The organism is Methanobacteriaceae archaeon, assembly GCA_013403005.1.
In the GTDB taxonomy this organism is placed as follows: Archaea; Methanobacteriota; Methanobacteria; order Methanobacteriales; family Methanobacteriaceae; genus Methanobacterium.
Map to the genome: position 1 here is coordinate 42951 of JACBOA010000006.1, position 15070 is coordinate 58020.

Here is a 15070-nt window from a genome sequence, read left to right on the forward strand (position 1 = left end):
TTAAGTCCACTAGTCTGACTACAAACACTAGCATGACTAGATGTAGTAATAATCATTTGAAGATATAATCATTTGAAGAATTCACTGAAGTTTCAAAGTTTCAATTATAAATGGTGATAGCATGCGCATACTTTTAATTCATTCTGATCATTTGAAATACCAGACCAAATCCAAAACAAGAATCGCAGAGGATATTAGCGACGAGAAGAAGAAAGGCGAATTTGAAAATGCCTTGGTGGTTTTCACTGCAGTGGAACAGGCCGATGAATCAAATCCAGATGCAGTGGTTGAAAACGCTGTAAAGGAAATAAAGGATGTTTCAGCCCAGGTTAAGGCAGATAACATTGTAATTTATCCATACGCTCATTTAAGCTCATCTTTAGGTTCACCTGACTCTGCAAAGGAGATTCTAGCCAAAATGGAATCTAAATTGGCTATGGAAGATTTAAATGTTAGTAGGGTGCCCTTTGGATGGTATAAATCCTTTGAAGTATCCTGCAAGGGACATCCTTTATCAGAACTGTCCCGTAGCATATCTCCAGAACCCGCTGAAGAAAAAGATTTGGAGGAAGTTTCAGAAGAAGAATCAGAATTTTATATCCTAAAAGATGGAGAACTTTTAGATATAGATAAATTCACTTTTGATAATGAGGATCTAAGAAAACTGGTGGATTATGAGCTGGGATGTGGTGAATCAACTGGGGAAGAACCTCCTCATGTGAAACTCATGAGAGAGAAGAAACTGGCAGATTATGAACCCTCTGCTGATGTGGGACACCTTCGATGGTATCCCAAAGGACGATTAATCCGTGATTTGCTGGCTGATTATGTTTACACCCTGGTCACTGATCAGGGGGCCATGCCAGTGGAAACCCCTATCATGTATGACTTGGCAGATGATGCCATACGGGTACATGCTGAGAAATTCGGAGAACGCCAGTACCGCATGGGCGGAGGTAAAAAAGACCTCATGCTCAGATACGCCTGTTGCTTTGGAGCATTCAGGGTGCTTTCAGACTCATTTTTAACCTGGAAAAACCTACCAGTCGGCATATACGAACTTTCAACCTACAGTTTCAGATTAGAGAAGAAAGGAGAAGTTGTTGGTCTTAAAAGGCTGCGAGGATTTACCATGCCTGACCTGCACACAGTTTGCGCTGATATTGACCAATCCCTGCAAGAGTTTGAAGGTCAGATAGAAATGTGCAAAAAGACTGGAGAAGACCTGGATGTAAACTATGAGGTAATATTCAGGGCCACCTCCGACTTCATGGAAGAGAACCGGGAATGGATAAACCGTGCCGCAGCCATGATTGGAAAACCAGTCCTCATGGAGATACTCCCGGAACGTAAACATTACTGGATATGTAAAATGGATTTCGCAGCCATAGATTATCTGGGAAGACCAATAGAGAATCCAACCATCCAGATAGATGTGGAAAGTGGGGAGAGATTCGGCATAACCTACATTGACCCGGATGAAAAGGAACATTACCCCATAATATTACACTGCAGCCCTACAGGTAGTATTGAAAGGGTTATTTGCAGTTTACTGGAAAAATCTGCCATGGATATGGATGAAAAACCACCCATGTTACCAGTCTGGCTGGCACCCATTCAGGTACGGGTTATACCCATTGCTGAAAGGCACCTGGAATTTGCCCTGAATCTGGCACACCTACTCCGGGATGCTCATATCCGGGTGGATGTGGATGACCGGCCGGAGACAGTTGGTAAGAAAATACGAAATGCTGGAGGAGAATGGGCTTCCTTTGTAGTTGTAATTGGAGATCGTGAAATGGAAGGCTCTGAACTCACAGTCTCTGTGCGTGAAACAGGTCAAAAAGTTTCCATGGGCGTGCAGGAACTCATAGATGTTATAAAACTCGAAACTAAAGGAATGCCCTTCAGACCCCTGCCTTTACCTCTGAAACTATCTAAAAGAGTTGCATTTTGAAGATAACTGAACCAATTTAATTAAACATTTCCTGTTTTTTTTATCCATTACCTGCATTCAACTTATTATTTATTTATGTGGATAAAAAAAGAAACTGAGGTTAAAAATATGGAAAAAACCCCATTTTCTGAGATTAAAAATAGGATGGCTCGTTTTAAGGATTTAATGTCATCATCTAATCCTGAATGGGACATGGCAGTTGTCTTCAGCAACATTAACCTTTTTTATTTCACCGGGACCATGCAGGATGGGATGCTGTTAATTCCACGGGATAAGGATGCCACATTCTGGGTGAGGCGGAGCTACCCGAGGGCTGTGGATGAATCTTTTTTTCCTGATATCAGGCCAATGAATAGCTTCAGGGATGCTGCCCAGAGCATGGATAATTGTCCGGATACAGTTTATCTTGAAACAGAAGTGTTGCCACTGGCTTTGTATCAAAGGTTTCATAAACACTTCCCTTTCAAAAATTTCAAACCCGTTGACTCATACATTTCAGCTTTAAGGGCAGTTAAAAGTAGATACGAGCTTTCTAAACTTCGTGAATCAGGCAGGATTCATCAGCATGTTTTGGAGGACGTAGCACCCGCTCTACTCTGTGAAGGGATCAGTGAAGCAGATCTGTCAGCAAAACTTTTTCAAGTCTTAATTGAGGAGGGTCATCATGGTTTAACCCGTTTTGGAATGTTTGACACTGAAATAGTGGTGGGACACGTTGGCTTTGGAGAAAATTCCCTATATCCAACTTATTTCGATGGTGCCAGTGGAAATCGCGGTTTAAGCCCTGCAGCACCTGTGCTGGGAAGCAGGCACAGGAAACTTAAAAAAGGAGACTTGGTGTTCATTGACATAGGCTGTGGGGTGGACGGTTACCATACCGATAAAACCATGACCTACATGTTTAAAAGTCCACTCCCTGAGCATGCTATTTACACCCATCAAAAATGTGTGGAAATACAAAACGAGATAGCAGCAATGTTAAAACCTGGCAATATACCCTCCGAAATCTACTCATCTATAATGAATAGCCTTGACGATGATTTCCTCCAAAATTTCATGGGTTTTGAAGATCGCACCGTAAAATTCCTGGGACATGGAATTGGTTTACAAATAGATGAACTTCCGGTGATTGCAGAAAGGTTTGATGAACCACTCCAGGAGGGGATGGTATTTGCAGTCGAACCCAAAAAAGGAATTAAAGGAATTGGAATGGTGGGAATAGAAAACACCTTCATTGTAACTCCTCAGGGAGGGCAATGCATCACCGGGAATAATCCAGGTTTAATCCCAGTATTTTGATGATACTTATTTTTAATTTTCATTAATTTCTATATTCTAAAACACTTTTACCGGGACAAAATTGGCTAAACTATAAATATTATAACTTATAACTTATACTTATAACTTATAATTTATAAGAAAACTCTCAAAAAAAATCTTCAAAAAAAATTTAGGAGAACCATTATGGCGGAAATAATTGCAATATTGAATCAGAAGGGAGGTTGTGGTAAAACTACCACTGCAGTCAACCTTTCAGCAGCACTAGCCCTTTTAGGGGAAAAAGTTCTGGTTATTGACATGGACCCACAGGCTAATGCCACCACAGCATTTGGAGTTGAAAAAAACGAAGAAAACTCCATATACCGGGTACTAACCGGGCAGGAAACACTGGATGATTCAGTTGTCTCCACTGATATCAAGGGTCTGGATCTGGTACCCAGCCATATTTCACTCAGTGGGGCTGAAATAGAGCTCAGTAAAGACATAGGATTCCCATTTATACTGAAGGAGGCTATGGATGGAATTGCAGAAAGCTACGATTACATCCTGGTGGATGTGCCCCCATCTCTGGGTATTTTAACCATCAACTCCCTGGTGGCAGCAGACAGTGTCATAATACCCATTCAGGCAGAATTTTATGCCCTGGAAGGAATGGCTGATTTACTGGATGCTATGAATCTCGTTGAAAGTCGTTTAAACAGCCCATCACCAATAAAGGGGATATTAATCACCTTATACGATTCCAGAACTCGTCTGGGTCGGGATGTGCTGCACAATGTTAGGCAATACTTTGGTGAAACTGAACACATTTTCAAAACCACCATTCCCCGTAATGTTAAACTGGCTGAGGCCCCCAGTCATGGTAAACCCTGCATTATCTATGATGAGGAATGCATTGGTAGTGAAGCATATCGGGATCTTGCTCTGGAAATACTGGAATTAAAAGATTCAGTTGCCCAGGAGAAGGTGGCTGAGAATAAATATACAGTGATGGAGGATAACTAATGCCTTCTCGAAAGGGTGAAAGTGCACTGGGTAAGGGATTGGATGCTCTTATCAAAGAGAAACCTAAGCTTGACGGTGGCACTGCAAAAGCACAGACTAAGGAAAAACCAACCAGGAAAGCTCCATCCAAACAATCCCAAAAAACTAAAAAAACAGCATCAAAACCCAAGGAAGATCCCTATAAGGTCATCCTGGATAATGTGGTTTTGGAGGTTCGCAAAAACCCGCGGATATCCTTGTGGTCAGCAAGATCAGCCGCAGTTTTAAGGTTCCTGAAGAACACCAAACCGGCCTTCAGTATCAGTAAGGAGGCATCATCCCTTATTGAAGAAGCAGTTCAGCAGAAGTATCCTGAGATATGGGAAATGTTTGAAGAGGAAGATTTTTAGCTTATTCGACATCATGGGAGGCGAAAAGTTATAAGTTATAACCAATGTTATAAGTTGTAACTTATAACTTATAATTTATTTTTAGGGATTTATCCTAGGAATTGGATTTGGAAAAAGTAATTGATTTAAAAAAAACTTTGTAAAAGGGTAAAACCAAATTATTTAGGATTCAGGGAAATTCATCTTTCTTTAATAATTCTTTATTATTTTTTTCTTTAATATCAGATGAATATGGATTGACTATTAAATTAATTCATAAAAATAAGATTTGTGATTCTAAAATTGCAGAGTTGTTTGATGGGCACGGTCTAGTTGAATAAAGGGTTCTGCTCTTTTAACCACCACTCCCAGTTTTTTTAGGTCATCATATTTGGTGAATTTTATTCCTTTTCTACGTGCTTCAATGATCTTTCTGGCAGATATTTTACCTATCCCTGGAACACGGATTAGTTCCTTGAAACCTGCTTCATTCACTTCTACTGGGAATAAATCCGGGTGTGATTTTGCCCATAACATTTTAGGATCATCTTCCAGGATTAGAAAACCATCATCATCAAATACCAATTCATCAGGTGAGAAACCATATGAATTCAGGAGGAACTGAGCCTGATAAAGTCGAGGAGTTCTATTATCTGCAGGTTTGTCATGATTTTTCAGAGGAGTATCTTTTAAAGGTTCAAAAGGACTTAAATAACTTAAATTTATATTAAGATGTTTGCAAAGCCATTCAGCCCGTTTTAAAATGTCTTGGTCTGTTTCTTCATTTGCACCAACTATTAACTGGGTGCTCTGACCGGAGGGTGCCATCTGGGGGTGGCGTTTTTTAAGTCGTCCAATCCATTTCATTCTCCGCAGGACATCGTTATGGTAATCCTTGGTACTGGTGAGTTCTCCGAATCCAGAGGAAGTTGCCGATTCCATATTAACACTCACCCGGTCAGCAAGGCTCATAGCCCTTTTTATCATATCATAAGAAGATCCTGGGATTATCTTAAGATGTATGTAGCCCTGATACTCATATTCTAATCTTAGTTTCCTGGCCACTTCAATCATTTTTTCCATGGCTACATCCGCATCCCCGGGCATACCCGAACTTAAAAACAGTCCTTCAGCAAAATGATTTTGATAATAATGGAGGAAGAGTGAAATCAGTTCTTCCGGTGTGAATTCAACTCTATGAAAACTATTGTAGCAATGGTTAATACAGTAGTTACAGTCATTGGTACAATGGTTGCTCATGAGAACCTTGAATAAGGGGACCTGGCAGCCACTACTTGTCCTAGCCTGGTAAATACCCGGGAGATTTTTAGAGGTGAAATTCTCCTTATTGAGACTCACATAATTACAGAGGTCGTACTGTGAGGCTTCACCAAGAATGCGCAGTTTCTCCAGTTCCATCAAACTTTTTTTATGTTGTTGATGGTTAATAAAAATTTCAAGACAGCCAGTGATAAGTATTCAATCTGTACTTATTTATCCAGTTAAACACTTTAAGCAGTTTTAAATGAATAAATGATGCCATTTTATAATATTCATATTTCACACAGCTAATTCCATTATCTAGTTAGCAGTTTTTCATGAAAGATAACTAGGGTTACCCTCCATCTTTTTAAACCATAGATTCTAAATCCATAGAATATGCGTGTTGTTTTAGCAGGAACCGGAAGTGCAGTGGGGAAGACCACCATCTCCACGGGAATAATGAAAGCCCTCTCTCAGGAGCAGAAAGTCCAACCCTTCAAAGTGGGTCCAGATTACATTGATCCCACCTATCACACCCTGGCCACAAGCAATACTAGCCGAAACCTGGATTCCTTTTTTATGACTGACGGCCAGATCAGGGAAGCATTCCAGAGGGGATTGAAAATATCCAACTCCCGGATGGGAATTATAGAAGGGGTGAGAGGTCTTTATGAAGGTATAAGTCCCATTGAAGATGTTGGAAACACAGCTTCCATTGCCAAGGCACTTAATTCACCAGTTATTCTAATCCTTAATGCTCGCAGCCTGGTTAAAAGTGCAGCTGCGGTGGTAATCGGTTTTAAAACCCTTGATCCCTCCATACGCATCGAAGGGGTTATCCTTAATCTGGTTAAAAACAGGAAACACTATCTTAAGGCTAAGCAATCGGTGGAAAAACTGGCCAATACACAAGTCATAGGGGGAATACCCCGGGATGATGCCATTTCTGTTGAACAGCGCCATCTGGGCCTTGTACCAGCAGTAGAAAGGGAAACCATTAAGGCAAATATCGATGATTGGGGACGGCTCATGGAGGAAAATCTTGACCTGGATGCCCTTATCAGCATAATGAAAGGCGCTGGTAAATTACCTGAAGGAAGAGAACCCCTCTTCCTACAGGAAAATTCTAGTAGGCTTAAATATGGTATTGCCAGGGATGAAGTATTCACCTTTTACTATCAGGACAATCTGGAGGCACTGGAGTCCAATAAAGCGGAACTAGTTTATTTCAGCCCCCTGCATGATGAGGAGGTGCCTGATGTGGATGGGATCTATATTGGTGGGGGATACCCGGAAATATTTGCCAGACAACTGGAAGCCAACCAGAGCATGTGCAAATCCATCAACCGTTTCCACCAGGATGAAAGGCCCATCTATGCTGAATGTGGTGGTCTCATGTATTTAACTCGATCAATTAACCAGCATAAGATGTGCAATGTTTTTCCCTATGATTCACACATGACCCAAAAGCCCCAGGCCTTGAGTTATGTTATTGCCAGGGCAGCCTGTGACAATCTAATCATAGGTGAGGGGGAGACTTTCCATGGTCATGAATTCCATTATTCCAAACTGGATCTGGAGGGTGGAAACCCCAAATTTGCATTTGAAATTCTACGGGGAAGGGGGGTAACTGGATCCCGGGATGGGCTTATGAGTAAGAATACTTTAGCCAGCTATGTGCATACCCATGTGGCAGCTTGCCCCAGTTTCGCCAGCAGGTTGGTTCAAAATGCTTTGGGGGATCATTAAATCCTTTATTTTTAGTAAAATCACATAATTCAAATCATAATTGGTAATAAATCATTAATGCCATACAAAATCATTTCTACTGTAGAAAAATTTTCATCCTTTATTGGGATCCTTTACTAAGAAAATCAAACTCGGATTTCTACAGTAGACTAGATCAAAGGCGATTTTTAGGGGTTAGGAATGTTCATTGGTCTACTGTAGAAAAAAATTTTGAGATTATCTAAGAAAGTCAATTAACCTCAAAGGCGATGAAAAGGAGAATTTAAGGATGAACTCCAATTTCAGTTTCAATCAATCCACTATCCATTTCAAGAGTTAAAAAAATTTATAAACATAATGTATAAAGGAATGGACAATAAAGGAATTGACTGAAGAAGAAATTGTGTAATTGTTAATTCATAAACATAATTAATTCATGAACATAAATGTACTGACAATCAAAAAATTTAATTTAAGTTTCTAAAATTTATGCGGGGTCCTTGATTAATTGGAGGATTTTTAGGAGAACAACTATGAAATTTGAAAAAGTGGATCTATTCTCACCTTACATACTGGTAGTGGTGATTGCCCTGTACCTAAGCTTGGCATTAATTGCCTACCAGGAACATCTAGAAGAGCTTCAATGGATTTCATCCCTAACCCTCTTATACGTTTTAATTGGAACTATTTTCTTCATTGCAGGAGTATTTATTCCTAAAATAATCTACAATCATAATCAAAAACTTCAAATTCTTTTGGGAGGCAGAGTAACTAAAGAAAACTCTGCTCCATGGTACAATAAAATACTAATTCTACTTGATGAACGGGTGTTAATGGTAGTGGTGTTAATAGCCTTGTTTTTACAGGTTGTGAACCTGTACCTTTTAGGAGGCATACCCATCTTAAGCGGCTACTTAAAATTCAAGGCCACCACCGACTTATGGAGAATAGCTTATCCTCTATTCTTACCAGCAATTACAATTTTACTGGCCAAATATCCTAGAAGATGGAATTATGTCCTTTTCATTATTGGATTGGTGGTGTTCGCCATAAACGGGTACCGAACCACAACCATGGCCATTCTCATCAGCGGTTTTATAACCCTCTACTACACCCGGAAAATTAAAACCAGCTACATTCTTGTTTCGCTATTTATAATAGCTTTAGTTGGAATTATTGCAGGATATATCGCTGTGAAATCTATACAGTGGCAGCAATGGACTTTAAATCCCCTGGAACTTGTTTCATACCGTGCAGGGTTTACTCTGATGGTCTTTGATAAGATCGTGCACATGGCTGGGGCCACAGGAGGGGATTTATTCCATCAGGCATTCACAACCGGACACCCTAGAGTAACAGTGGGCCAAGTGGTGTTGGGTTACCCCACTACAGGAGACACACCCACCACCAGCATCACATCCACCATATTCGGACCAGCAGTACTGGACTTTGGACTTTATGCCATGATCATACAAATGTTCCTAATAGGAGTTGCATTAAAAATAGCACACGCAACACAAATAAAGGCTAACGGAGCATTCACCGCATTATATGCAATAATACTCACTCATACTATGATATGGGTGGAAACAGGCCCTACAGATAGCGTAGTGTACTTATTCTATCTACTGACATTCATTGCCACGGTCCTGTACGTAATTCAGCTTATTAGAATTCCTAAAAAGGCAGTTTAAGATGATAAAGTCTTTTAAAGGTTCAATAAACCATTTCATTTATTTATTCATTATTTTATATTGACCACTAATTTTTTTACACTTGAAACCCATGTCCTTTAGGTTTAGTACTCACTTAATTAATGTTGTTTTAATTTATTATTACTGGTGACTTGTAACTAATTTTTTCGAACCATAATCTTTTAAATCAATTTTTCCACCAACTGAAATCCACTATATAAACCTTCCCCAAAAAATCAAATGAAAAAATACTTAAGTCGATCTTTTAAAATAGCAAACCGGTGATAATATGGTTGTAAAAATAGGAGTTATTAAATGCGGTAACATCGGTACCTCTCCTGTCCTAGATTTAGTTTTAGACGAGAGGGCTGACAGACCTAACATAGATGTAAGAGGCGTGGGTTCCGGAGCAAAGATGAACCCAGAACAAATCGAAGAAGTCGTACCAAAAATTGCAGACTTCGACCCTGATTTTGTAATCTTTATCAGCCCAAACCCAGGTGCTCCTGGACCAGCCAGAGCCCGAGAACTATTATCCGAAATGGATGTCCCAGCATTGATCATTGGGGACGCTCCAGGAATGGGTAAAAGGGAAGAAATGGATGAACAGGAATTAGGATACATTGTTGTACTGGGCGACCCCATGATTGGAGCTCGAAGAGAATTCCTGGACCCAACTGAAATGGCCTCATTCAACGCCGATGTAATAAAAGTACTGGCTGCCACCGGAGCCTACCGGGTGGTGCAGGAAACCATCGACGGAATGATCGCAGAAGCCGAAGCTGGAAAAGAAATCACACTACCTAAAGTGGTCATTGACGCTGCTAAAGCAACTGACGCTGCAGGATTCTCCAGCCCATACGCTAAAGCCAAAGCAATGGCTGCCTATGAAATGGCTGCCAAAGTAGGGGACATCGACCTCAAAGGCTGTTTCATGGTTAAAGAAATGGAAAAATACGTGCCAATCGTGGCTTCCGCACACGAACTCATCTCTGCAGCTGCTAAACTAGCAACTGAAGCACGTGAGATAGAAAAAGCCAATGACACCGTACTGCGTAAACCACACGGTGCACAGGGTCAGACTCTATCCAAAACCGCATTAATTTCCAAACCAGAATAAATGATTTAAACGCAGTCCTTTTCGGCTGCACATACTTCCTTTTTTTGGATTTTTTGATATTTTTTATATGGTTCTAGATATATTTAGGCAAATTTTTTCTCTAGACATTAATGGTTGCCATGGTTAATTTTCACTCCAACATTAAATACGGTATTTAGCAAAAAAAATTGTTATAAACCATTTATTTTCAGAAAAACCAGACCCAAAACTTTTTTTAATATTATTAATAACATTAACCTTACCAATAACATCATTTGGATAAAGCAAACATTCAATCAATCCTCAGACTGTAGTTTATTCTCGATATAGGTATAGAAGGGGCGGGGATAAAACAATTTTCAACCATTTCTTTTCATCTCCTCAAAACTGCTTAAAAGTCTTATCCTATGAATATTGGGATAGAACTGTAAAAGGAGGTGAAAAGATGAGAAACCAGACAATCATCCTAATAGCCACCCTTATACTAGCAATCGCTCTCTCAGGTGCAGTCAGTGCAGCCGAAGGTGATACTATCATCGTAAGCAACGCACCCGGAAACACTCCCAGCAACGGAGACAGTGCCCATCCTAGTGTAAGTGATGATGGTGTTTGGGTTGCCTACTATTCTGACGCGTCCAATTTGGTGGCTGGTGACACTAACGACGGTATCAGGGATATTTTCCTGCACAATCGCATCACGGGTGTTACTACTAAGTTAACTTCCGGAAGCAATGGACTCAGTGGATCTCCCAGTATTAGTGGTGATGGTAATTGGGTTGCTTACATTTCGGAGGCTTATACTCTAGTGGATGGTGATAATCACGACTTGTATTCCGATGTTTTCTTGTATGATCGTGTCAGGAATGTTACTTCTAAGGTGACACCTTTATCGGGAAGCAATGGAAACAGCTTCTATCCAAGTGTGAGTGGTGATGGTAATTGGGTTGCCTATAGTTCATATGCTACTAATCTGGTGGCTGGTGATACTCCCGACTCCTATTCAGATATTTTCTTGTATGATCGTGTCACTGGTATTACTACCAAAGTGCCACCGTTATCAGGAAGCAATGGGGACAGATGGGCTCCTAGTATTAGTGCTGATGGTAATTGGGTTGCCTACGTATCATTTGCTACTAATCTGGTTGCTAATGATGCTGAAGACGGTCGTTCTGATATTTTCTTGTATGATCGTGTCAGGGATGTTACTTCTAAGGTGACACCGTTATCAGGAAGCAATGGCCACAGCGGTTATAATTGGGCTCCTAGTATTAGTGCTGATGGTGTTTGGGTTGCCTATACGTCATTGGCTTCTAATCTGGTGGCCAGTGATACTGCAGATACTATATGGGATATTTTCTTGTATAATAGTGTCACGGGTGTTACTTCTAAGGTGACACCTTTATCAGGAAGCAATGGCCACAGCTATTATGTGAGTGTTAGTGGTGATGGTAATTGGGTAGCCTTCTCCTCAGAGGCTTCTAATTTGGTTGCTAATGATGCTGAAGACGGTCATTCTGATATTTTCTTGTATGATCGTGTCAGGGATGTTACTTCTAAGGTGACACCGTTATCAGGAAGCAACGGAATCAGTGACGGTCCCAGTGTTAGTGGTGATGGTAATTGGGTTGCTTTCTACTCAGAGGCTTCTACTCTGGTGGCTGGCGATACTAACCAAGCATCTGATGTTTTCATGTACAATAACCCCCGTGTCATTGACAGGTCAGAAACACCAGAGAGAAACAACCCATCCAATTCCAATACAGTCAACACTAATGAGTTCAATCAACCAAACAACACTAATCTAGTCAATGCAGCCACTACTGTTGGAATGCAAACCACTGGAACACCACTAGGAGCACTGTTTTTAGGGCTCTTAACATCAATGGCAGCACTGTTAATTCCCAGAAAAAAATAATCCCTATGTAAAACAACATCAAAGGATTATTTTTTTATTCTTTTTTTTAATCCTAAGATTCAGTTATATAATAAATTTTTGTATCCTTTTATATCCTAAACTTTTTCTATTTCGTGATTTAAAGTCTTATGGGATTATTCTCTTTGATTTCGAAAATGGAGCAGAATCTCAATAATGCCATCATATAATCATACAATAATTCCTTATTTCCTTATTGCATAGAATTTATAACCAATGCAGTATCGTATACAAATTAATAAATTAATAAAGTATTTATTATCAAAGGTGTGCAGATGATAGAAAACCTTATAGAACGTTTATCAAAAGCAGCCAGCATGCAACGCTGGAATGACCACATCCGTCCAGTGGAATTCACCGAACTGGATAAACAAGCTCATAAAATGGTAATTGCCTATGTTATTGCCCGGTTTGAAGAAGACAGGCTGGGAACTGGTAGTGTGGACTGGATAGCACTTATTGAAGGGGGAATATTCGAATTTTTGCATCGCACTGTTCTAACCGACATAAAACCACCTGTTTTCCATCGTATGATGAAGGAAAAGGGGAATGAACTCAATAAACACGTTTTTGATAAATTAGAGAAGGATATGGAAGGTCTGGATGAAGGTTTCCAGGAACGTTTTAAAGACTACTATCTAAAACAACCCAACACACTGGAAAGGCGCATATTAAGGGCTGCCCATTACCTGGCCACACAATGGGAATTTAAAATAATATATCACACTGCACCATTCATCTATGGTATTGATAAAACCAAGGAAAATATTGAAAACCAGATTGAGGACCATTATGACTTGATAGGGGTTCAGAAGATCCTCCTGGGTAAGAAGTCCTTTGGATTCATAGATCTCTGTGGCCAGCTCCGCTTCCAGAAAAGATGGGCTCACATCCCACGCATACCAGAAACTTCGGTTCTGGGGCACATGTTCATAGTAGCTGCCACCAGCTATCTCTGCACCTTGGAAATGGGAGTCGAAGCCTGTTCCAAACGTTTCTATAACAATTTTTATGCGGGTCTGTTCCATGATTTGCCAGAAGTCCTCACCAAGGATATAATCTCACCAGTTAAAGGATCAGTGGAGGGTCTTAAGGAGATAATAAAAGATTATGAAGATTATCAAATGAAAGAAGAGCTTTTACCCCTCCTACCCCGCCCCTGGCATGAGGATATGAAGTATTTCTCTGAGTCTGAATTTGAAAACAAAATAATCCTGGAACAAAAAGTTAAAATGGGTGTCAGTTTCCAGGATTTGAACCAGAAATACAACGAAGATGTTTTTGCCCCGTTGGATGGTGAACTTCTCAGTGCAGTGGATAGGCTGGCAGCCTTTATTGAAGCTAAGCTATCCATTGATCATGGGATAAAATCCGATGAACTGGAACAAGCAGCCGAAAACATATACCAGGATTATAAGGGCCGGAAAATTTCAGGAATAGATTTTGGCCGCATTTTCGATTATTTCAAATAGATTTCAATCACTTTTTAAAATTCAATCACTCATTTTTTTTTAATTTTTTTAATTTTCCGGCGAAATCTTTTACCATACCTTCCCATGCACCGCTTTTTTGAGGGCTGCCTCCAATGGACATTTTAATGGTAAATTCCATTCCTTTGGCTTCCAGAGCTTCCCGTATTTGTGTAGTGGCTATCTGCGATCCATCCCCACCCATGGTTACCAGGGCGGCGCATTTTTTACCAGAGACATTCTGAACCTCTTCCAAGTACTGATTAACTCCGGGTGGGGTGCGGCTAGCCCAAACAGGACAGCAAACAATCAAACAATCATAATGACTAATATCAGTTGTACAGGGCTTTATGGGCCATTTTTTCTCCAGGTAAGCATGAATAGCTTTAATAAGGTACCATCTATCTTTAACGGGTTCAACACGTGTGAAATCAGCATTCATTTCTTCCTGTAATTTCTGGGCTACAGTAAGGGTGTTCCCTGAAAAGGAATAACAGGCAATCAAGGTTTTCATTTTTTTCATCTCCCTAATTTCATATTGAATTAGATCTTTACTTATAAAATCTTTATGCACAAAACTGTATGGAAAATTGGTAAAATAAACTATTTTCGTGATTTCTTTATTTTTATTCTTTGCTCTCTCTTTTTAACAACACCTCTGGACCATATCTTCCTACCCGCAATGAAAAGAAATGGAATCAGAAATAGAATCACCATACTCCATTGGGGACTTATAAAACTTAAAAGAATAGCTACCAAAATAATCATGGGCATTATTAAAAGGCTTCTTTTAATGTAGGGGTAGTAAGGTTCTACTTCTTTGGGAATAAGCTTGCTTGTTGCTGAATACCTCCAGATTAAATAAAAAAAGAGGCCTATGAAAAGGAGGTTGAAGTCAAATATAAGTTGTGCAATTTGGTGCTGTGGGAATTGGGCTATAATTGATGTTGATAAAGGTAAAAGTGCTATGAACATGAGCCAGAAAATGTTTATCCAGAGAATGGTGAAATCGATTTTTTTAACCAGATAGAACATGTGATGATCCACCCAGAAAACAGCCAGAAGCAGGAAACTTAAAAAATAAACCGTTAATTTAGGGATGATCTCACTGGTGGTTTGCAGGAACAACTCTGCGGTGTGGATGGGTCCGATGGGTATCTCAATGGTCACCACCACTATTGTCATGGCAATGGCAAAAATTCCATCAGTAAGGGCTTCCAAACGGTTGGATGGTATCTTTATTCCCTCTAGATATTCAGACATTATAGTTCTC

12 protein-coding genes are annotated in these 15070 nt (G+C 40.0%); 9 read left to right on the forward strand and 3 right to left on the reverse strand.

Annotated features, from left to right (window positions below):
• Window positions 1-121: 121 nt before the first annotated feature.
• The 4 genes from HVN35_05695 (at window position 122) to HVN35_05710 (ending at window position 4632) form a co-directional block, all read left to right on the forward strand.
• Complete coding sequence (locus HVN35_05695) at window positions 122-1957, forward strand: threonine--tRNA ligase (GenBank protein NYB52030.1); 1836 nt, start codon at window positions 122-124, stop codon at window positions 1955-1957.
• A 108-nt stretch (window positions 1958-2065) separates the two neighbouring features.
• Window positions 2066-3256, forward strand: coding sequence for an aminopeptidase P family protein (locus HVN35_05700; GenBank protein NYB52031.1), 1191 nt, complete (start codon window positions 2066-2068; stop codon window positions 3254-3256).
• Between the two features lie 165 nt (window positions 3257-3421).
• Window positions 3422-4243: a ParA family protein gene (locus tag HVN35_05705; GenBank protein NYB52032.1), complete on the forward strand. Its 822-nt coding sequence runs from the start codon at window positions 3422-3424 to the stop codon at window positions 4241-4243.
• Window positions 4243-4632 (forward strand): AAA family ATPase, encoded by a 390-nt coding sequence (locus HVN35_05710; GenBank protein ID NYB52033.1) that lies wholly within the window; start codon window positions 4243-4245, stop codon window positions 4630-4632. Before HVN35_05705 ends, HVN35_05710 begins: the two co-directional genes overlap by 1 nt.
• A 276-nt stretch (window positions 4633-4908) precedes the next feature.
• Here the strand turns inward: HVN35_05710 and HVN35_05715 are convergent, their stop codons facing one another.
• Window positions 4909-6033 carry a radical SAM protein gene (locus tag HVN35_05715; protein ID NYB52034.1) on the reverse strand — a complete coding sequence of 375 codons (1125 nt, stop codon included), beginning with the start codon at window positions 6031-6033 and terminating at the stop codon, window positions 4909-4911.
• 237 nt (window positions 6034-6270) lie between these two features.
• On the opposite strand from HVN35_05715, the gene cfbB reads away from it, so the two are divergent.
• From cfbB to HVN35_05740, 5 genes are all read left to right on the forward strand, one after another.
• Window positions 6271-7623 (forward strand): Ni-sirohydrochlorin a,c-diamide synthase, encoded by a 1353-nt coding sequence (cfbB, locus tag HVN35_05720; protein NYB52035.1) that lies wholly within the window; start codon window positions 6271-6273, stop codon window positions 7621-7623.
• Between the two features lie 512 nt (window positions 7624-8135).
• Window positions 8136-9296, forward strand: coding sequence for an oligosaccharide repeat unit polymerase (locus HVN35_05725; protein NYB52036.1), 1161 nt, complete (start codon window positions 8136-8138; stop codon window positions 9294-9296).
• Between the two features lie 289 nt (window positions 9297-9585).
• Window positions 9586-10416 (forward strand): F420-dependent methylenetetrahydromethanopterin dehydrogenase, encoded by an 831-nt coding sequence (locus tag HVN35_05730; GenBank protein NYB52037.1) that lies wholly within the window; start codon window positions 9586-9588, stop codon window positions 10414-10416.
• A gap of 424 nt (window positions 10417-10840) precedes the next feature.
• Window positions 10841-12310: a PD40 domain-containing protein gene (locus tag HVN35_05735; protein ID NYB52038.1), complete on the forward strand. Its 1470-nt coding sequence runs from the start codon at window positions 10841-10843 to the stop codon at window positions 12308-12310.
• A 293-nt stretch (window positions 12311-12603) separates the two neighbouring features.
• The gene (locus HVN35_05740) at window positions 12604-13800 is read left to right on the forward strand and encodes an HD domain-containing protein (GenBank protein NYB52039.1); all 1197 of its coding nucleotides are present in this window, start codon (window positions 12604-12606) and stop codon (window positions 13798-13800) included.
• 25 nt (window positions 13801-13825) lie between these two features.
• Here the strand turns inward: HVN35_05740 and HVN35_05745 are convergent, their stop codons facing one another.
• The gene (locus HVN35_05745; protein NYB52040.1) at window positions 13826-14311 is read right to left on the reverse strand and encodes a flavodoxin; all 486 of its coding nucleotides are present in this window, start codon (window positions 14309-14311) and stop codon (window positions 13826-13828) included.
• An 89-nt stretch (window positions 14312-14400) separates the two neighbouring features.
• On the reverse strand, window positions 14401-15060 hold the full coding sequence (locus HVN35_05750) for a DUF1211 domain-containing protein (protein NYB52041.1): 660 nt from the start codon (window positions 15058-15060) through the stop codon (window positions 14401-14403).
• Window positions 15061-15070 lie beyond the last annotated feature (10 nt).

What these genes read in the sequence shown, in the direction of transcription:
- cfbB (NYB52035.1), top strand. Translation starts at nt 6,271, where the DNA reads ATGCGTGTTGTTTTAGCAGGAACCGGAAGTGCAGTGGGGAAGACCACC.
- HVN35_05745 (NYB52040.1), bottom strand. Translation starts at nt 14,311, where the DNA reads ATGAAAACCTTGATTGCCTGTTATTCCTTTTCAGGGAACACCCTTACT.
- HVN35_05695 (NYB52030.1), top strand. Translation starts at nt 122, where the DNA reads ATGCGCATACTTTTAATTCATTCTGATCATTTGAAATACCAGACCAAA.
- HVN35_05725 (NYB52036.1), top strand. Translation starts at nt 8,136, where the DNA reads ATGAAATTTGAAAAAGTGGATCTATTCTCACCTTACATACTGGTAGTG.
- HVN35_05700 (NYB52031.1), top strand. Translation starts at nt 2,066, where the DNA reads ATGGAAAAAACCCCATTTTCTGAGATTAAAAATAGGATGGCTCGTTTT.
- HVN35_05710 (NYB52033.1), top strand. Translation starts at nt 4,243, where the DNA reads ATGCCTTCTCGAAAGGGTGAAAGTGCACTGGGTAAGGGATTGGATGCT.
- HVN35_05705 (NYB52032.1), top strand. Translation starts at nt 3,422, where the DNA reads ATGGCGGAAATAATTGCAATATTGAATCAGAAGGGAGGTTGTGGTAAA.
- HVN35_05750 (NYB52041.1), bottom strand. Translation starts at nt 15,060, where the DNA reads ATGTCTGAATATCTAGAGGGAATAAAGATACCATCCAACCGTTTGGAA.
- HVN35_05730 (NYB52037.1), top strand. Translation starts at nt 9,586, where the DNA reads ATGGTTGTAAAAATAGGAGTTATTAAATGCGGTAACATCGGTACCTCT.
- HVN35_05735 (NYB52038.1), top strand. Translation starts at nt 10,841, where the DNA reads ATGAGAAACCAGACAATCATCCTAATAGCCACCCTTATACTAGCAATC.
- HVN35_05740 (NYB52039.1), top strand. Translation starts at nt 12,604, where the DNA reads ATGATAGAAAACCTTATAGAACGTTTATCAAAAGCAGCCAGCATGCAA.